The 18,946-nt window shown below is 64.2% G+C and carries 18 protein-coding genes; 6 read left to right on the top strand and 12 right to left on the bottom strand.

The window, feature by feature from the left end; all coding sequences use genetic code 11:
- The first annotated feature begins 133 nt into the window (after positions 1 to 133).
- Together E1N52_RS21075 and E1N52_RS21070 are read left to right on the top strand one after the other, a co-directional pair.
- Entirely contained in the window at positions 134 to 1,309 is a 1,176-nt protein-coding gene (locus E1N52_RS21075; RefSeq protein WP_133184663.1) for a fumarylacetoacetate hydrolase family protein, read from the top strand.
- Between the two features lie 17 nt (positions 1,310 to 1,326).
- Positions 1,327 to 2,772, top strand: a complete 1,446-nt coding sequence (locus tag E1N52_RS21070; RefSeq protein ID WP_133184662.1) for an aldehyde dehydrogenase (NADP(+)) — start codon at positions 1,327 to 1,329, stop codon at positions 2,770 to 2,772.
- Positions 2,773 to 2,873: 101 nt separating this feature from the next.
- On the opposite strand, the gene E1N52_RS21065 is transcribed toward E1N52_RS21070, so the two are convergent.
- The 12 genes from E1N52_RS21065 to E1N52_RS21010 all read right to left on the bottom strand — a co-directional run bounded on the left by E1N52_RS21065 (position 2,874) and on the right by E1N52_RS21010 (position 15,376).
- Positions 2,874 to 4,427, bottom strand: a complete 1,554-nt coding sequence (locus tag E1N52_RS21065) for a methyl-accepting chemotaxis protein (RefSeq protein ID WP_246089156.1) — start codon at positions 4,425 to 4,427, stop codon at positions 2,874 to 2,876.
- A 103-nt stretch (positions 4,428 to 4,530) separates the two neighbouring features.
- Positions 4,531 to 5,913 (bottom strand): MFS transporter, encoded by a 1,383-nt coding sequence (locus E1N52_RS21060; protein ID WP_133184661.1) that lies wholly within the window; start codon positions 5,911 to 5,913, stop codon positions 4,531 to 4,533.
- A gap of 39 nt (positions 5,914 to 5,952) precedes the next feature.
- A complete protein-coding gene (locus tag E1N52_RS21055) occupies positions 5,953 to 7,413 on the bottom strand; it encodes an NAD-dependent succinate-semialdehyde dehydrogenase (RefSeq protein ID WP_133184660.1) in 1,461 nt (486 codons plus the stop codon).
- A gap of 78 nt (positions 7,414 to 7,491) precedes the next feature.
- A complete protein-coding gene (locus tag E1N52_RS21050; protein ID WP_133184659.1) occupies positions 7,492 to 8,199 on the bottom strand; it encodes a GntR family transcriptional regulator in 708 nt (235 codons plus the stop codon).
- Positions 8,200 to 8,210: 11 nt separating this feature from the next.
- Positions 8,211 to 9,299 (bottom strand): ABC transporter ATP-binding protein, encoded by a 1,089-nt coding sequence (locus E1N52_RS21045; RefSeq protein WP_133184658.1) that lies wholly within the window; start codon positions 9,297 to 9,299, stop codon positions 8,211 to 8,213.
- Positions 9,300 to 9,315: 16 nt separating this feature from the next.
- Positions 9,316 to 10,110 carry an ABC transporter permease gene (locus tag E1N52_RS21040; RefSeq protein WP_133184657.1) on the bottom strand — a complete coding sequence of 265 codons (795 nt, stop codon included), beginning with the start codon at positions 10,108 to 10,110 and terminating at the stop codon, positions 9,316 to 9,318.
- A gap of 1 nt (position 10,111) precedes the next feature.
- Positions 10,112 to 10,996 (bottom strand): ABC transporter permease, encoded by an 885-nt coding sequence (locus tag E1N52_RS21035; RefSeq protein WP_133184656.1) that lies wholly within the window; start codon positions 10,994 to 10,996, stop codon positions 10,112 to 10,114.
- Between the two features lie 40 nt (positions 10,997 to 11,036).
- Positions 11,037 to 12,068, bottom strand: coding sequence for an ABC transporter substrate-binding protein (locus tag E1N52_RS21030; protein ID WP_133184655.1), 1,032 nt, complete (start codon positions 12,066 to 12,068; stop codon positions 11,037 to 11,039).
- A 94-nt stretch (positions 12,069 to 12,162) separates the two neighbouring features.
- Complete coding sequence (locus tag E1N52_RS21025; protein ID WP_133184654.1) at positions 12,163 to 13,131, bottom strand: flavin reductase; 969 nt, start codon at positions 13,129 to 13,131, stop codon at positions 12,163 to 12,165.
- A complete protein-coding gene (locus E1N52_RS21020; RefSeq protein ID WP_133184653.1) occupies positions 13,124 to 14,014 on the bottom strand; it encodes an alpha/beta fold hydrolase in 891 nt (296 codons plus the stop codon). The genes E1N52_RS21025 and E1N52_RS21020 overlap by 8 nt, the downstream gene beginning before the upstream one ends.
- A 246-nt stretch (positions 14,015 to 14,260) precedes the next feature.
- The gene (locus tag E1N52_RS21015) at positions 14,261 to 14,947 is read right to left on the bottom strand and encodes a GntR family transcriptional regulator (protein ID WP_133184652.1); all 687 of its coding nucleotides are present in this window, start codon (positions 14,945 to 14,947) and stop codon (positions 14,261 to 14,263) included.
- Positions 14,948 to 15,085: 138 nt separating this feature from the next.
- The gene (locus E1N52_RS21010; RefSeq protein ID WP_133184651.1) at positions 15,086 to 15,376 is read right to left on the bottom strand and encodes a DUF1330 domain-containing protein; all 291 of its coding nucleotides are present in this window, start codon (positions 15,374 to 15,376) and stop codon (positions 15,086 to 15,088) included.
- A 156-nt stretch (positions 15,377 to 15,532) separates the two neighbouring features.
- Here E1N52_RS21010 and E1N52_RS21005 point away from each other — a divergent pair, with 156 nt between their 5' ends.
- From E1N52_RS21005 to E1N52_RS20990, 4 genes are read left to right on the top strand one after another with little or no spacing between them, the layout of a single operon-like run.
- Positions 15,533 to 16,135, top strand: a complete 603-nt coding sequence (locus E1N52_RS21005; RefSeq protein WP_133184650.1) for an amino acid synthesis family protein — start codon at positions 15,533 to 15,535, stop codon at positions 16,133 to 16,135.
- On the top strand, positions 16,104 to 16,922 hold the full coding sequence (locus E1N52_RS21000; protein WP_133184649.1) for an alpha/beta fold hydrolase: 819 nt from the start codon (positions 16,104 to 16,106) through the stop codon (positions 16,920 to 16,922). Before E1N52_RS21005 ends, E1N52_RS21000 begins: the two co-directional genes overlap by 32 nt.
- A gap of 1 nt (position 16,923) precedes the next feature.
- A complete protein-coding gene (locus E1N52_RS20995) occupies positions 16,924 to 17,895 on the top strand; it encodes a flavin reductase (RefSeq protein ID WP_133184648.1) in 972 nt (323 codons plus the stop codon).
- A gap of 11 nt (positions 17,896 to 17,906) precedes the next feature.
- On the top strand, positions 17,907 to 18,944 hold the full coding sequence (locus E1N52_RS20990) for an LLM class flavin-dependent oxidoreductase (protein WP_133184647.1): 1,038 nt from the start codon (positions 17,907 to 17,909) through the stop codon (positions 18,942 to 18,944).
- The last annotated feature ends 2 nt before the right edge of the window (positions 18,945 to 18,946 follow it).

Below are 18,946 nucleotides of genomic sequence, written 5' to 3'. Positions count from 1 at the left end.
CGAGCCGCCGCCTGGTCAGTTCGACAGGCGCGGTCCGATCGTCCAGCCCGTTGGACAAAGAGGCGTTCCTTTGGACGCGCACGCACATCCGCCCTACGATGCGTGTCGCCACGCTCACTCCGGAATGCCCGCCATGTCCTCAACGTCCGCTTATCTCCCGCAGGATCTCGATAACGCGCTGCTCGTCGGCCGCGTCTGGCGGCCCACCCCGGAGGGCGACGGACCCTGCGTCGTCGTCGTGCGCGGCGGCATGGTCTTCGATATTTCGGAGGTGGCGCCCACCACGGCCGACTTGTTCGATTACGACGATCTGCTCGATGTCGTGCGGCATACGCCCGGCGAGCCGCTCGGCACGGCCGAGGCGCTGCTCGAACACAGCTTCGCGGGCGACCGCCCCGCAGATCGCCCCTGGCTCCTCGCGCCGTGCGACCTGCAAGCCATCAAGGCCTGCGGCGTAACGTTCGCCGTGAGTCTTCTGGAACGCGTGATCGAAGAACAGGCAGGCGGCGATCCCGCCAAAGCACAGGACGTGCGCACCGAAATCACGAAGCTGATCGGCGCCGATCTTTCGAAAATCAAGCCGGGTTCCGAGGCCGCGATCAAACTGAAGGAAGAACTTCAGCGCCGTGGCGCGTGGTCGCAATACATGGAAGTCGGCATTGGGCCAGACGCCGAGGTGTTCTCGAAGTCCCAGCCGATGTCCTCGGTTGGATTCGGCGCCGATATCGGCCTGCATCCCGCCTCGGCGTGGAGTAACCCCGAGCCCGAGATCGTGCTCGCGGTCAACAGCCGCGGCGAAGTGGTCGGAGCGGCGCTTGGCAACGACGTGAATCTGCGCGATATCGAAGGCCGCTCGGCCCTGCTGCTCGGCAAATGCAAGGACAACAACGGCTCGTGCGCGATCGGTCCGTTCATTCGTCTGTTCGATGAAGACTTCACACTCGATACGGTTCGCTCCACCAGCGTCTCGCTGCGCGTGGAAGGCACCGACGACGGTTTCCTGCTCGAAGGCGTAAGCCACATGCAGGAAATCAGCCGCGACCCGCTCGATCTCGTTTCGCAGGCGTGGGGCCGCCACCATCAGTATCCGGACGGTTTCATGCTGTTCCTCGGCACGATGTTCTCGCCGATCAAGGACCGCGACGCGCCCGGCGGCGGTTTCACGCATCACCTCGGCGACCGTGTCACGATCAGCGCGCCGCCGCTTGGCGCCATCGTCAACACCGTGCGCCTTTGCACCGAAATCGAACCGTGGACGTTCGGCGTGCGCGCCCTTTATACCAACCTCGCCGAGCGCGGGCTTTTTTAATCTGGAGTGGATTCGTAATGCAGACAGAAAACAACGTGACGTTCGCGCGTATCGACGAAGCCGCCGCGCTCGCGCATGAAGCACAGGCTATCTACGGCGCGGCTTCACGCGCCGTGCGCAGCGCCCTGCTGCGCGGCCTCGCCGACGCGCTCGAAAACGACGCCGCCCAACTCGTCACCATCGCCGACGAAGAAACGTCGCTTGGTGCCGCACGTTTGAATGGCGAACTCGCGCGCACCGCGTTTCAGTTGCGCGGCTTTGCCGAACGCGTGGAAGCGGGTATCGCCAATCGCCACGTTGACGATGCGGCCGTGCCAGGCGCACCGCCCGCGGGCCGCCCGCACCTCACGCGCGTACAGCTGCCGCTCGGGCCGGTGGCGATGTTCTCGGCGAGCAATTTCCCGTTTGCGTTCTCGGTGCTCGGCGGCGATACGGCCTCGGCACTCGCTGCGGGTTGCACGGTGATCGTCAAGCCGCACTCCGGCCATCCCGAACTGTCGCGCCGCGTGCATGCGCTCGCCGCGCGTGTGCTGCGCGAACAAGGCCTGCCCGAAGGCGTGATCGCGTTCGTCGATCAGGCTTCACGCGAAGCGGCCGTGCATCTCGTCGGTCACGCCGATGTCGCGGCGGTCGCGTTCACGGGTTCATATCAGGGCGGCGTGGCTCTGTGGCGCGCGGCCAATGCGCGTCGCCGGCCGATTCCGTTCTTTGGCGAACTCGGCTCGATCAATCCGCTCGTCGTGCTGCCGCAAGCACTCGCGGAAGGCGTCGATACGCCAGCTGCCACCCTCGCGGCTTCGATCACGATGGGCTGCGGGCAGTTCTGCACGAGCCCGGGGTTGATCGTCGTGCGCGACGATGCCGATGGCGAGCGTTTCGCAGAGGCGCTGGCGCAAGCATTGTCCGCGCAAAAGCCGCATGCCATGCTCACGGCCGCCATGCGCCGCGGTTTCGAAAGCGCCGCCGCGCATATCGCGAGCCAGGCTGGCGTGCGCGTGCGTCTGGCCGCGCCGGCACACAACGATGAAGCCGCAGCGCCCGCGCCGCGCTTGTTCGAAACCGACGCGCAGACGTTTATCGCCAACGCCGCGCTGCACGAAGAGATGTTCGGCCCGGCCGCGCTGATCGTGAAGGTGCGTGACGAAGCGCAGACGCTCGACGTGCTCGCTGCAGTGGAAGGTTCGCTCACGGTCACGCTGTGGGGCGCGCAAGCCGATACGCCGGAAAATCGTGCGATCGCAACGGCGGCGCAACGTATCGCGGGTCGCGTGCTGTTCGGTGGCGTGCCGACTGGCGTTGCCGTATGCGATGCGCAGCAGCACGGGGGCCCGTGGCCCGCTTCGACGCAGCCGCAAACCACCTCGGTAGGTTACGCGGCGATCGAGCGCTTCCTGCGACCCGTTGCGTTGCAGGATGCGCCGCAATGGGCGATTGCCGCGACGAGCGGCACGGCAACGGCATAAGGCGCCACGCACACGATTGAAGCAGAAAAAAGGCGGCGATCGGATGTTGCATCCGGTCGCCGCTTTTTTATTTTCGATCTTGAGACTTTATGTGTTCCGACTCAAGTCGCCTGCATTTCCAGCGCCCATGACTGCCCGCGCGATACATCCAGGCTCGCCGGCATGAAATCCGGGCCGCCAAGCGTAAACACCGCCACGGCTTGCTTGAGCTGCATCGCCTGTTCCTCGAGAGAACGCGCCGCCGCGGCCGCCTGCTCCACGAGTGCCGCGTTCTGCTGGGTAAACCGGTCCATCTGGTTCACAGCCTGGTTGACCTCGTCGATCCCGCGGCTTTGCTCGTCGGAAGCCGCGGCAATCTCGGCGACGATGCCCGCAACCTGCTTGATCGCCGTCTTGACTTCGGCCATGGCCTCGCCAACATCGTCGGCCTGCTTCGCGCTGTCCTGGATCGCCACCACCGAAGAAACGATCAGTTCCTTGATTTCCCTTGCCGCCGTAGCCGAGCGTTGGGCAAGTCCGCGCACTTCGCTCGCGACCACCGCGAAACCCCGCCCCTGCTCGCCCGCTCGCGCGGCCTCCACGGCCGCATTCAGCGCGAGAATATTGGTCTGAAAAGCAATACCCTCGATCACGGCGGTGATCTCGGAGATTTGTTTCGAACTGCTACTGATATTCCGGATGGTCTGAACCATGCTCGAGACCGAATCGTTCCCCACCTCCGCCATGCCGGACGCTCGCGTAGCCAATGCGTTCGCTTGCCGCGCATTGTCGGCGTTCTGTCGAACGGTCACGGTCAGTTGCGTCATGCTGGCCGCCGTTTCTTCGAGTGAGCTCGCCTGCTGCTCCGTGCGCGACGAGAGATCGAAGTTACCGGCCGCGATTTCGCTCGACGCAGTCGCAATGCTATCCGTGCCGATTCGAACGCCGCCGACGATGCTCGCGAGGCTCTGGTTCATGGCATTCAAGCCGTGCATGAGTTGCCCGGTTTCATCCGTTGACGTAGGGACGATCGAAGCCGTGAGGTCACCTTCTGCAACGCGCGTCGCCACCGTGACGGCTTCTTTCAGCGGGCGCGACACCGCGCGCGAAAGCCAGGTCGCGGCAAGAATGGACGCGATGACGGCAATCACGGTGCTGGTGAGTATCGTCACGTAGATCCGGGCGCGCAACGAGTCCAGTTCCTTGCCGCTCGCCAGCATCTGCTCTCTTTCGTAGTGGTCCAGCTTGTCGACGGCAGCAATGAGCTGGTCGGTACCCAGGTACGACCCGAAGCTTTCGGTCAATGTGGAAAGGTCGCCCACGTTGGCCGAAGAGGCGTCCACCTTCCTGCGCATCTCCACGAGCGGATCGACGACCGTATTCAGCCAGCGGTCGTATTCTTGCTGGCTTGCGCCAGCCAGTTGCGCCGCGGATGCCGTGCCATCGATCGCTCGCAGCGCCGCCAGTCTCGTTCCAAAATCCGCACGGTGCTGATCGATCCACGCCTTGTGACCGGCCTTTCCGTTCAGGTTGTTCGCCAGCACCGCCCAGATGATGTTGAGATAGTCGGACGTTCCGTCCTTCAGCAGGAGCAGCGTTTGTTCGGATGCTTCGAACGCTTTCTGTTTATGATCGATTGCCCGGACACTGGCGAGGCAAATGCACGCACTGACCACGAAGGCAAAAATTGCACAGGCAAATGCAACCCCGGTTTTTCCCGCGATGGGTAGATTCTTTATTAGCTTCATCTTGAGTGTAGTAGCGTCAAACTGCCCTTTGTTACTCGGTACCTGCTGCGTGCCCGGGAACGGCGAGCACGGCAAGCGCCGCTGCGAGGCCCGCGCCCGCAAACGCGTAGAAATTCCACGGCAGCGGCGCGCCCGCTTGTGCCAGCGCGCCGCCGATCAACGGCCCGGCGATTGCGCCGAAGCGCCCTATGCCTAGCGCCCAGCCAATGCCAGTCGCCCGGTTGCGAGGCGGATAGTGGCGCGTGATATACGCGCCGAGCAGCATCGTGTTCCCAATCGTGCCCACGCCGGCAATGCCCACGAGCACGTACGTTTGCAGCGTGCCATGGGCGAACGGCAGCGCGCACAGGCTGGCTGCCGCAAGCAGGTAAAGCACGCTGACCACGGCTTTAGAACCCAGGCGGTCGGCTACTGCGCCGCCGAGCAGCGAGCCCAATGCCGCGGTCGAGTTGAGCATCACCAGCAATGCGAGGTTCGATCCGAGCGGGAAACCTGCCTTGCGCATGAGTTGCGGCAGCCAGGTGCTCAGGCCGTAGAGCAAAAGCAAGCCCATGAACATCGCGATCCAGAACGCCAGGGTGGCGCGCACGTTTGAGGCGTTGAAGAGCGAGCGGATCGGCGCGGCTTTCTGCACGACGTTGACGTTTGCGACCTCCATGGCCCTCGCTCCAGCTTCGTTCTCGAGCGCCGAATGCTGGATGCCGAGCGCTCGCGCGACGCTGCGAGCCTCCGGAATGCGGTTTCTCGCCAACAGGAACTCCAGCGACTCCGGCAAATGGCGCGCCGTGAGCACCACGAGGATGAGCGGCGCGGCGCCCACGCCGAACAGCAATCGCCAGCCATGTGTGGGCAACCAGTTCATCGCGAGCAGCGCGACGAGTATGCCGCCCAGCGAATATCCCGTGTAAATCAAGGCGTAGTTGAAAGAACGGCGCCCCGGCGGCGAGTATTCGACAGTGAGCGCCGCTGCGGTCGGCACGACACCGCCAAGCCCGAGTCCGCCCACGATCCGCGCGACGACGAACCAGGCTGGCGTGGGCGCGAGCGCAGCGGCCGCCATCATCGCGGAGAAGAGCGCCGCGCTGCCGAGCAACATGCGGCGCCGGCCGATCATGTCGCTGAGCGTGCCCGCGCCCATTGCGCCGATCATCATGCCCGCCAGCGAGCAGCTTGCGATCGCGCCCAACTGCAGCGCCGACAAGGACCAATCGGTGCCATGCGTGAGCATGGGCAGCACCGCCCCGTAAATGGCGACGTCGTAGCCTTCGGCAAGGATCATCGCAAGGCAGATCGCGACGACTCGCACCGTCACGCGAGTGGGTATCGCAACGGTCGCGGCTTCGAGGCGGTGACCCGCTTCGCTTTGCGCGCGCTCCAGCGTGACCTCGGCGCGGCTCGATGACGACGTATTCATGGCGGCGTGTCCCCTTTCTTTTTTGTGTGAGTTCGGCGATCAAACCGCCATGCACAGGTACTTGATGACGAGATAGTCGTCGATGCCGTAGTGCGACCCTTCCCTGCCCAGACCCGATTGCTTCACGCCGCCAAACGGCGCCACCTCGTTCGAGATCAATCCGGTATTGATGCCCACCATGCCGTATTCGAGTTGCTCGGCCACGCGCCAGATGCGGCCGATATCGCGGCTGTAGAAGTAGGCGGCGAGTCCGAACTCCGTGTCGTTGGCAAGCTTCACCACTTCTTCGTCGCTCGAGAAACGGAACAGCGGCGCGAGCGGGCCGAACGTCTCTTCTCTCGCCACATCCATTTGCGCGGTGACGCCGGTCAGCACCGTAGGCTCGAAGAAGCCGTGACCGAGCGCGTGACGCTTTCCGCCCGTGGCGAGCGTCGCGCCTTTGCCCACCGCATCGGCGATATGCGCTTCGACCTTTTTGACCGCCGCCTCGTTGATGAGCGGCCCCAGCGTGACGCCGCCCTCCGTGCCGTGCCCGACCTTCAGCGCCTTCACGGTCGTTGCCAGCTTTGCGGCGAACGCGTCGTAAACCCGCTCATGCACGTAGAAGCGATTCGTGCAGACGCACGTTTGCCCGTTGTTGCGGTACTTCGAGGCGATGGCGCCTTCCACTGCGGCATCGAGGTCCGCGTCGTCGAACACGATGAAAGGCGCGTTGCCGCCGAGTTCGAGCGTCACCTTTTTCACCGTTGGCGCGCTTTGCGCCATCAGCAATCGCCCGACGCCCGTGGAACCGGTGAACGAGAGCTTGCGAACCACAGGACTGCTGGTCATCGCGCCGCCAATCGCCTTGGGGTCGCCGGTGACGATGTTGAGCACGCCCTTGGGCACGCCGGCCCGCTCCGCCAGCACCGCCAATGCGAGTGCGGAAAACGGCGTGGCCTCCGCGGGCTTCACGACGATCGGGCAGCCTGCCGCGAGCGCCGGGCCCACCTTGCGGGTAATCATGGCCGTGGGGAAATTCCACGGCGTGATGGCGGCGCAAACGCCGATCGGCTCCTTGATGACCACGAGCCGCTTGTCCGAAGCAGGAGTCGCGAGCGTGTCGCCCGCCACGCGCTTGCCTTCCTCGGCGAACCATTCGATGAACGACGCGCCATAAGTGATCTCGCCTTTCGCTTCCGCGAGCGGCTTGCCCTGCTCCGCGGTCAGGATCAGCGCGAGATCGTCGGCGTGCTCGATCATCAGTTCGTACCAGCGGCGCATGACTGCCGCCCGCTCCTTGGCGGTGCGCGCTCGCCATGCTGGCCACGCGGCATTGGCCGCGTCGACCGCCCGCGCCGTTTCGGCCTCTCCCATCAAAGGAACGCTGCCGAGCGATGCGCCCGTTGCCGGGTCGAATACGTCAAAGCTCGCGCCCGAGTCGGCGGGGCACCATTGCCCATCGATATAAGCCTGATGGCGCAACAGCGCCGCGTCCTTCAACAGGGTCTTCAATTCCACGTGACTTTCCTTCGATGCATAAAAAGTTGATGGCGCACTCAGGCAGAGCGCACCAATAATCAGTAGAGCCAGGCTGCGTTATCCCGCCTGACGCCACGACGCGTGCTCGTGCCCCTCCGCCAGCAGCTTGCGCGCAATCTCGGCCACTCTGTCCACGTGCGCGATCGCGGCCTCACGTGCACTGGCCGCGTTTCCGGCTTGAATGGCGTCCAGGATGCGGTGCATTTCATCGACGGCCTGGCGGCCGCGGTCGTCGGAGGCGATCGTCAGGGCTCGCAAGCGGTTGATGCGCGCCGTCAACGACTGCACGATTTCCCACGCCACGCGCTTTTGCCCGGCAATGAACATGCGCTCGTAGAAAGCCGTGGTGAGCGCCCTCACGGCCTGATGGTCCTGCGCTTCGAAGGCCGCCTGAATCCGGTCGATGAAGCCCGCGAGATCCGCGACGGTGCGCTCGTCCGCATGCTGCGCGCACGCCATGGCGGCTTCGCCTTCGAGCAGCGCGCGTATCTCGTAGATCTCCGCCGCCGTCTCGAAGTCGAGCACGGCGACAATCGGCCCCTGGTTCGGAATCGAGTCGACCAGACCCTCCGTTTCCAGATGCCGCAACACCTCCCGCACCACGGTGCGGCTCACGCCGAGAATCTCGCAGAGCGAGCGCTCGACCAGCCGCTCGCCTGGATGAAAATGCGCTTCCAGTATGGCCGTGCGCATTTTTTCGAGCGCGAGTTCCCGTAACGTGGCCGTGGGACGTTCGACCCGCAGCGATGGCAGTGCGTCACTCATGACAGCCGCCATCACGCTTGCGCGAACAGGCGCACGTCGCGCGCGTCCCAGTCGACGAGCGCCTGCGTGCCGATCATGATGCCGCCGTCGTGACGATGCGCCGCCGGCATCCGGATCGAAATCTCCTGCTGCCAGGGCGTGGCTACCGCGTAGTGCATGGCGTCGCCGAGATAGGTGACGTCGCGCACGGTCACGGGCAAGCCTGTTGTGCCGTTTGCACCTTGCAGCGAGCTGAGGCGCATCTGCTCCGGGCGGATCATCAGCGTGCCGTCGTCGCCGGCGGAGAGTGACGGATTGAACGCGTCCGAGGCGATTTCAAGGCCATTCGGGAACACGCCGTTCATGCGGCCTTCGCTGCTCTTCGTCACCTTCACGGGCAGGAAATTCGAATTGCCGATGAAGCTCGCGACAAAGCGCGAAGCCGGGTTCGCGTAAAGCTCCTCGCCCGTGCCGACCTGCTCGATGCGGCCTTTGTTGAACACCGCGATGCGGTCGGAAAGACGCAGCGCTTCTTCCTGGTCGTGAGTGACGTAGAGAATCGTCACGCCCGTCTCCTGGTGAATGCGGCGCAATTCGAGCTGGATTTCCTCGCGCAGCTTCTTGTCGAGCGCCGAGAGCGGTTCGTCCATCAGCAGCACGGGCGGATCGTAGGCCAGCGCGCGCGCAATCGCCACGCGCTGCTGTTGGCCACCCGAGAGCTGTGCAGGCATGCGGTCGCGGCACTCGGACAGATGCACGAGCTTGAGCATCTTTTCCACTTTCGCCTTGACTTCGGCTTCGGGGCGGCGGCGCACGCGCAGCGGAAACGCCACGTTCTCACCCACCGTGAGATGCGGAAAGAGCGTATAGCGCTGAAACACCATGCCGATGTTGCGCTTGTTGGGCGCCACCGCCAGCAGCGGCTTGCCGTCGAGCAGCACGCGCCCTTCCGTCGGCTCCTGGAAGCCCGCGACGATATAGAGCGTCGTGCTCTTGCCCGACCCCGACGGTCCGAGGAACGTCATGAATTCGCCCTTGCGCACATCGAGCGACACCTGGTCGATGGCGACGACGTCGTCGTAGGTCTTGCGCAGGCGCTGGATTTGCAGGAAAGCAGTCATGGCTTGTTTACCTCGATTAGCGGCCGCGGCGCACGAAAGCGCCCGCCAGCATCAATAACGTTGTCAACGCGACGAGCAGCGAAGACGCCGCGGCAACGACAGGCGTGAGGTCCTGGCGCAGCGTGGACCAGATCCGCACGGGCAGCGTCTGCAGCGTCGGGCTCGACATGAAGATGGATACGACCACCTCGTCCCACGAAGCGAGGAACGAAAAGATCGCCGCGGCGTAGAGCCCGAGCCGGATGGCCGGCAGCGTGACCTTCAGCTTCACCATCAGCGGCGAGGCGCCGCAAATGAGCGCGGCGTCTTCCAGCGACGTGTCGAAGCTCGCGAGCGAATTGCTGATCGAGATGATCGAAAACGGCAAGGCGATGATCAGGTGGCCGATCACGAAGCCCGTCATCGTCCCGTTCATGCCGATGCGCAGGAAGAACGCGTAGAGTGCGACGGCGAGCACCACGACCGGCAGCACCATCGGCGTGATGAAGAAGGCCTGGACCGCACCGCGCCCGCGAAACTTGCCGCGTACGAGCGCAAGCGAAGCGAGAAAGCCGATGGCAACGGAGAGCACCGTGACGATCACGGCGAGCTTCGCGCTTGTGAGCAGCGAGTCGATCCAGCCCGCATCGGTGAAGAGTTGGCGATACCACTCTAGCGTCCAGCCCGGCGCAGGAAAGATGAGCCACTGCGAGTCGCCGAACGAGAGCGCGACGATAAAGACGATCGGCAGCAGGAGAAAGAGCGCGACGGCCCCGCCCACGGCCAGCAACATCCAGCGCAGCGCGCCCAGGCGATCGAAATCGAGCAACATGTCAGCGCCCTCCGAGACTTGCGCGTGCATGACGCGTGAAGCGCAGTTGCAGCGCATAGAGCGAGAGCGTCACGGCGAGCAGCACGAATGCGGCGGCGCCGGCGAGGCCCCAGTTCAAGAGTTCCTGCACGAGCTGCGCAATGAGTTCCGCGAGCATCATGTACGACGGGCCGCCCAAGAGCGCGGGCGTGACGAAGTAGCCCAGCGCCATCACGAACACCATGAGCGCGCCCGAGGCGACGCCCGGCATGGCGAGCGGCACGAGAATGCGCCAGAACGCCTGCCAGCGGCTCGCACCGCACACGGCGGCGGCGCGCAGCGTCGACGGGTCGATGCTGCGCAGCGTGGCGTGCAGCGGCATCACGAGAAACGGCAGCATGATGTACGTCATGCCGATCGTCACGCCCGTCAAGTTGTTGACGAGCGAGAGCGGCTCATGGATCACGCCAATCGCCATCAGCATGCGGTTGATCGGTCCCGTTTCCTGCAGCAACACCATCCACGCGAAGGTCCGTGCGAGCAGGTTGGTCCACATCGACAACAGCAGGATCGCGAAGAACACGGCGCTGACCTTGCGCGGCGCGATGGCGAGCAGCCACGCCATCGGAAAGCCCACGAGCAGCGTGACGAGCGTCACGACCGTCGCCACGAGAAACGTATTGCCGAACACGCGCAAATACGTGGTCGAGCCGAGCAGTTGCTGGTAGTTATGCAGGCCCGGCGTCGGCTCCAGCACGCTGCGCAGCAGCAGCGAGAGCACCGGCAGCAGGAAGAAGATCACGAGCAGCAGCATGGCGGGCGCCAGCAGCCGCATGCTGCGCCAGTCGCGCCGTTTGCGCGTGGCCGCCGCGGCCGGGTGCGCGACGGTACTCAATACGTTAGGCATGATGTTTCCTTTTGAACCGGTTCGCGACGTCGGGACTCGCTTACTTCGATTGCCACGCGTACCAGCGTTTCGCAATCGCATCGCGGTTCTCGGCCCAGTACTTCATGTCGAGATTGATCTGCGATGCCTTGTATTGATCGGGCAGCGTCTTCGCCATGGCCGGCGACATCAGCGCGGCCGACTTCACGTTGATCGGCGCGTAACCCGTATCGGCCGCGAATTTGGCCTGGGCCTGCGGGCTCGTCGCTGCGGCGAGATACTTCATCGCCGCGTCGCGGTGCTTCGCGCCCTTCGGGATCACGAGCATGTCGGCGGCGGTGAGGTTCTGGTTCCACGAAATGCCGACGGGCACGCCGGTTTGCGCGAGCGCGTGCAGGCGGCCGTTCCAGAACATGCCGATCGGCGCCTCGCCTGACGCGAGCAGTTGTTGCGACTGCGCGCCGCCGCTCCACCACACGATGTCGCTCTTGATCGTGTCGAGCTTCTTGAACGCGCGGTCGAGGTCGAGCGGATAGAGCTTGTTGGGCGGCACGCCGTCGGCGAGCAGCGCGATTTCGAGCACGCCCGGCGCCGACCACTTGTAGAACGTGCGCTTGCCGGGGAAGCGCTTGGTGTCGAACAGGTCAGCCCAGGTTTGCGGCTGCGCGCCCGTGTATTTCGCCTTGTTGTAGCCGAGCACGAACGAGTAATAGAAGCTGCCCACCGCGGCCTGCGACGCGAAGCGCGGGTCCAGATCGTCCTTCTTCACCACCGAATAGTCGATCGGCTCGATCAGGCCGGCCTTTTGTGCGGCATAGGCGAAGTCGCCCTCCACGTCCACGACGTCCCAGCTCACGTTGCCGCTGTCGACCATCGGCTTGAGCTTGCCGTAGTCGGTCGGGCCGTCCATCAGGACAGTGATGCCGCTCGCCTGCGTGAACGGCTGCGCCCAATCCTTCTGTTGCGACGATTGCGTGGTGCCGCCCCAGCTCGTGAAGACGATGGGGTCCGCGGCCAGTGCGGGTGCTGCTGCGAGTGTCGCTGCGCACGCAACGAACATCGGCGCGATAAACGAGGTGCTTCTGCTGCTCATGGCTGTCTCCGGTGAAACGGTTGGTTGTCGCTTCGTCAGGCCGGCTGCGGGAAAACGCGCCGGCTTCTTCATGGTTGTGTTCTGTGACGTGCTATCAATGCGCGAGGGCGAGCGGCTGCACGGTGCCGGCTTCGCTGTCGCCCACGTAAATGCCGAAGGCGTCCTGCTTGCGTTCGCGCACGTAGCGTTCGAGCATCGAGCGCACGGCGTCGTCGCTCACTTCGTCCCAGGGGATCTGCGAGAGCGGCACGATGCGGATGCTGCTGTCGAGCCAGGGCGATCCGTTGTGAATCACGCGGCCGCGGTAATAGATGTGCTCGCCCGGCCCTTTGCCGCTGCCGTCTTCGAACACGGCGAAGAGAAAGTCGAGATGCGCGCGCAGGCCGAGCTTCGCGAGCACGCCGCGCAGGCTCGCCGCATCGCTTGCCGGTTCGAGCTTGACGCCCGTCGGCAACGTGACGCCATCGGGCGTGTCGATCAGCACGAGGCCGTCGCGGTGCTCGAGAATCGCGCCCACTTTCGCGCGCACACCGGCTGCGGCCAGCGCGTCCTGCGAGAGGCTGAAGTTCACGTATGCGCCGCGGCAGTAGCCAAGCGGCGTCGAACTCGTTTGCACGAAGTCCACCACGCGGCCGATCAGGATGATGTGGTCGCCAGCGTCCACGACTTCATGCGTCGTGCAGTCGAAGCTCGCCGCCGCGCCGTCCATCACGGGCGCGCCCGTTTTGCGCGTGCTCCAGGGCACTTGCGTGAACTTGTCGGCGGCCTTCGAGGCGAACACGCCCGACACCTGCTGCTGGTCTTCGGCGAGCACGCTCACGGCGAAGCGACGCGTTTGCGAGAACACCGCATAGCTCGACGCCGTCTTCGCGATGCACACCAGAATGAGCGGCGGGTCGAGCGACACCGAGGTGAACGAGTTGGCCGTGAAGCCGCGCGGCGAGCCGTCGGGCTGGATCGTCGTGACGACGGTCACGCCCGTCACGAACGCGCCCAGCGCGCGGCGAAATTCGGCGATATCGAAAGCCGGTTGCGCGGGTTGGGCAGTCATCAGCTCAGCCATGGCGTTCTCCTGTGTTTGCTGCGGTATTTGCTGTATGCGTTGCCGATGCTTCGGCGAGGAACGCGAGCAGGCTTGCGTTGACGCGTTCCGGGTCGGTGACGTTCATCATGTGGCGCGCGTTCGCGATCACTTCCGCGCGGGCGCGTGGCGCGACGGCCGCCATCGCGTGCGACATCTGCCCGCTCGAATTCGGATCGCACTCGCCGGTGAGAAAGAGCGCCGGCACCGCGAGACTCGCGAGACGCCCCACGTGCGCATCGTCGGATGACGCGAAAAGACGGTAGGTGCGCGCGTAGCCCACGGGATCGACGGCAAGCAGCAGCGCACGCACCGCCTGCGCCGCCTGGGTCAGATGCCCCGGAATCGGGTCGCCGAACCAGCGCGAGAGCGTCGCGTCCACGCCGCTTGCGGCCGGCGCTTCGCCGAGACTCGCCGCGCGCGTCATCACCGCTTCGCGCTGCGCCGGCGTGCGGTCGTACACCGCGTTCAGCGCAACGACGCTCAACGTGCGCGGCGCATTGAGCAGCGCGAATTCGAGCGCGACGAGCGCGCCCATCGAGTGCCCCACCACGTGTGCGCGCTCGACCTCGATGGCGTCGAGCAGCGACTCGAGCTGCGCGGCGTATTCGTCGAGCGTGGGTTGTGCGCTCGGCAGCGCGCTCTCGCCGTGGCCCAGCATGTCGTAGGCGACCACGCGAAACGATTCGGACAACGCATCGATCTGCGGCGCCCACACGCTCTGGTTCATGCCCACGCCATGGATCAGCACCACGGTTTCGCACGCGGCGCTCGATTGCGGCGCGTACACGCTGTAGCACGTACCCGCCGTTCGACCGCGCTGAGCGCGCGAGACGGCATGTTCGGAGGCGAAAGCAGGCTTCATGGAATTCAGGCTCCATCCGGCGACTCGAGCGATACGGAAAACCGCCGGAGTTCACGTTCGATGAGATTATGGTATGCCATCTTATGGCCCACAACAAACTATTGCGTATTATGGAATACCATGAGATCACTCGCGGGCGCACTGGCATGGTTTAGGCCGCGATCGACCGTCTGAATTGCGCAGACAAAAGAAAAGGCCGCCGGCGTGTGCCGGCGGCCTTTTTAGGCTGGCGGGTTAGCTAAAGCCTCAGGCGTCGCTGAGACCCTCGTTCTGCTGGGCAAGCGCCGAGAGCGCCAGCTCGGAGACGCGCTTGATATGTGCGAACGATGCCGCGGAGGCCGCTTCGCCGTCGCGCCGCTCGATCGCGTCGAGCAGCAGGTTCATTTCGCGGTTGGAGTCGCCGCCGCGCCCCGGCATCGCGATGGTCAAGGCACGCAAGCGGTTGATGCGCGCGTTGAGCGTCTTGACGACCGTGAGCGACACCTGCTTGTTGGCAGCTTCGAACAGCGTTTCATAGAAGCGCTCGGTGTGCTCCACCACGCGCGGCAGGTCGCGCTTCTCGAACGCGTCCTCGATGATCGCGCGGATCGCGCGCAGTTGCTGCACGACTTCGGGCGTGGCGTTCTCGGCGCAGGCCCGGGCCGCGTTGGCTTCGAGCAGCCCGCGCAACTCGTAGATCTCGCCCACTTGCGTGGGATCGAGCCGCGCCACGATCGGCCCTTGCCGCGCGACGATCTCGACCAGCCCTTCGGTCTCGAGATGCCGAAGCACCTCGCGCACCACCGTGCGGCTCACGCCAAGCTCGTCGCACAACGTGCGTTCGACGAGGCGCGTGCCCGGCCGGAAATACCCCTGGACTATCGCGCCGCGCAGTTTGTCGAGCGTGAGTTCACGCAGGGTCTTGGCATTGCGGTCGATTTTGAGGTCTTGCATAGGCGGCAGTCGGAAATGGACGAAAGACCGCGCATAAGAGCACGGACATGGAATGCCATATTATGACGCAACTGACGTCCAGCTTTCCTTCTGCCTGCGCTTTTGCCCCCGCTTTTCGCACCCGCCGCAACGGCTTCGTCAGCCCTCCAGCCCCTCGACGATCGTGATCTGCGCAACGCAATGCCCGTCGCGCTTCGCCTTGGCCGCCTGATACTCCGGCGAGCGATAGCAGTCGAGCGCCGTTTGCATGTCGGGGAACTGGATCACGACGTGGCGCGCGAACGACTCGCCTTCCAGCGCCTGCGCGGCGCCCCCGCGCGCGAGGAATACAGCGCCGAACTTCTTGAACGCCAACGGCGCGATGTCCGTGTAGTCCTTGTATTTCACGGGGTCCAGCACGGTCACATGGGCAATCCAGTAAGCAGTCATCTCTCCTCCTTGTTTTCCATCGTCGAATTCATGTCGAAAAAGCGGCAATCCCTTGCCAGACGGGGCTCGCCGTGAGCTATCGGGTTAACACTCATGGCATGCCGTAACATGGTATACCACAATGCTTCACACAATCAACGTACGAAGGAAGTTGCCATGAGCCTGATTCGCAAATCCATCCTCCATGTCGAGAACGTCTTCGTAGACGGCGACAAGGCCGCTGCGAAGCCGCTGAAAATGATCGGCGCGGTCGCGGTCATCAAGAACCCGTGGGCGGGCCGCGGTTACGTGGAAGACCTCTCGCCCGAGATTCGTGAACTCGCGCCACAACTGAGCGAGCACCTCACGAAGCTCATCATCGACGAAGCCGGTTCGGGCGAAGCGGTCGAAGCGTTCGGCAAGAGCGCCATCGTGGGTCTTTCGGGCGAACTGGAGCATGCGTCCGCGCTCATTCACACGCTGCACTTCGGCAACACCTATCGCTCGGCTGTCGGCGCGAAGTCGTATCTCGCGTTCAACAACACGCGCGGCCCGGCGAATGCGCCGTTGCTCATCCCGATGATGGACAAGAACGACGAAGGCCGCCGCTCGCACTACCTCACGCTCCAGTTCTCGATTGCCGATGCGCCGGCCGCCGACGAACTCGTCATCGCCATTGGCGCCGCAACGGGCGGCCGTCCGCATCACCGCATTGGCGATCGCTACAAAGACCTCGCAGAGCTCGGAAATGACGTCAAGAACCCTGCAGCTGTCAAATAAGCGCATCGCGCACTATCTGGAGCAAGGCGCGGGCGAACCGCTCGTGCTGATTCACGGCGTGGGCATGCAGGCGAGTGCGTGGTATCCGCAGATCGAAGAACTCTCGGCCGAATTCCGCGTGATTTCGGTCGACATGCCGGGCCACGGTCAAAGCGATGCGCTCGAAGCAGGCGCCGGCTTGCCGCAGTTCGTTGAGTGGGCAACCAGTTTCATCGAGGCGCTGAATCTCGGCCCCGTCAATCTGGCCGGGCACTCGATGGGTTCGTTGATCGCGGCCGGCGTCGCGGTCACGCGCCCCGATCTGGTCAAGCGTGTGGCAGTCCTGAACGGTGTGTACCGGCGTACCGAAGAGGCGCGCGAAGCGGTGCTGCAGCGCGCCGCCGAGCTGCGCTCGGGCACCATCGACGTGGATACGCCGCTGCGGCGCTGGTTCAACGCCGAGGAAGCGCAGCAAGTGGCGGCACAAAAGGTCGAGTCGTGGCTGAAGTCGGTGAACCTCGCGGGCTACGCCACGGCCTATACGGCGTTTGCGGGCGGAGACGACGTGTACGCCGACGGCTGGCACACGATTCGCTGCCCTGCTCTCGTCCTGACCGGCTCCGACGATCCGAACTCGACGGCGGAGATGGCAAGACAGATGGCGCAAGCCGCGCACAACGGCACGGCGGTGGTGATCGAAAACGAGCGCCACATGGTGAACCTGACCGCGCCTGACGAAGTCAATTGCGCGCTGCGGGCCTGGTTGCAAACGGAGCCGCAGGCGGAAAACCACGAAGTGGAAGTGTGAAATGAACGAAAAAGCGAGCCAAGACACGAGCCAGGTAGTTCAACCGGAAGCAGCGAAGATCAACACGCGCGAGCTGCGCGACGCGTTCGGCGCGTTCATGACGGGCGTGACGATCGTGACGACCGCCACGGACGACGGCAAGCCGCTCGGCTTCACCGCCAATTCGTTTTCGTCCGTTTCGCTCGACCCCGCCCTGCTGCTGGTGAGCATTGCGAAGACGTCGGGCAACTACCAGACGTTTTCCACCGCGGGCCACTTCGCCATCAACATCCTCGCGGAAGGACAAAAGGATTTGTCCAACACGTTCGCGCGGCCGAGCGACGACCGCTTCGCCAACGTGAACTGGCAATTGAGCGCCAACCGCAACCCGCTCATCGGCGACGTCAGCGCCTGGTTCGACTGCACGACGCACGCCGTGATCGACGCGGGCGACCACGCGCTGATCGTCGGCCGGGTCGAGGCGTTTCATTCCGCGGGCTTCGCTGGCCTCGGCTACTATCGCGGCGGTTATTTCACGCCGGCCAGGGTATCGGCGGAAGTCATCGCGGGTCCGAAGGTGGTCGTGAGCGCGATCATCGCGCGCGAGGACAAGGTGCTCCTCGTGAAGACCGCCGACGGCAAATGGGGACTGCCTTCGAAAGAGATCGGCAAGGAAGGCGCCGACAAGGCGCTCGCCGAGATCTTCGCGAAGTACCAGCCCGACGCATCGGCAAGCTTCATTTATTCGGTCTACAACAACACCGAAACCCATTACCAGTACATCTCGTTCCTGTGCAGCGCGCCCGACGAGCTCGCCGCTGCGGGCGACGCCTCGGCCCAGTTCGTCAGCCTGGAAGACGTGCAAACGCAAGCGTTCCAGGACAGCGCACTCGCCAGCATGCTCCAGCGCTACCGCAAGGAAAGCGAACTGAAGAGCTACGGGATGTACTTCGGCGACCATAGCAACGGCACAGTCCGCCCGCTTCATTCCTGAAAGGTTCCATCATGCGATTTTCGCTTTTTGTTCACATGGAGCGCGTCTCCGACCAGACCAGTCAGAAGCAGTTGTATGACGAAATGATCGAGCTGTGCCAGATCGCCGATCGCGGCGGCATGCACGCCATCTGGACCGGCGAGCACCACGCGATGGACTTCACGATCGCGCCCAATCCGTTCCTCAACATCGCTGACCTCGCCAACAAGACGAAGAACGTGAGGCTCGGCACGGGCACGGTCATTGCGCCCTTCTGGCACCCGATCAAGCTCGCCGGCGAAGCCGCGATGACCGACATCATCTCGAATGGCCGTCTGGATCTGGGCATCGCGCGAGGCGCATACTCGTTCGAGTACGAACGCCTGATGCCGGGGCTCGACGCGTGGGGCGCAGGCCAGCGCATGCGCGAACTCATTCCGGCCGTGAAAAAGCTGTGGGAAGGCGATTACGCGCACGAAGGCGAGTTCTGGAAATTCCCCTCGACCACGTCGTCGCCGTTGCCGCTGCAGCGCCCGCATCCGCCGATCTGGGTGGCCGCGCGCGATCCGAACAGCCACGAATTCGCGGTGTCCAACGGTTGCAACGTGCAGGTGACGCCGCTGCATTTCGGCGACGAAGAGGTCGAGAAGCTCGTCGGCCACTTCAACGCCGCGTGCGAGAAGTTCAGCAACGTGCCGCGCCCGCAGATCATGCTGCTGCGTCACACGTATGTGGCGAGCAGCGAAGACGACGCGCAGATCGCGGCAGACGAAGTGAACACGTTCTACAACTACTTCGGCGCGTGGTTCAAGAATGAGCGCCCCGTGAGCCGCGGCATGATCAAGCCGCTCACGAAGGAAGAGATGGCCGCTCACCCGTTCTACACGCCCGAGGCGATGCGCAAGAACAACGTCATCGGCACGCCCGAGGAAGTGATCGGGCGTCTGCGGGCCTACGAGAAACTCGGCTTCGACGAGTACTCGTTCTGGATCGATACCGGCATGAGCTTCGAGCGCAAGAAGGCGTCACTCGAGCGCATGATCAACGACGTCATGCCTGCATTCAGGTAAGG

Origin of the sequence: Paraburkholderia guartelaensis (assembly GCF_004353905.1) — a bacterium.
GTDB classification, from domain to species: domain Bacteria; phylum Pseudomonadota; class Gammaproteobacteria; order Burkholderiales; family Burkholderiaceae; genus Paraburkholderia; species Paraburkholderia guartelaensis.
Note: the sequence above shows the minus strand (reverse complement) of the source record. Positions and strands in the feature narration are given on the sequence as shown.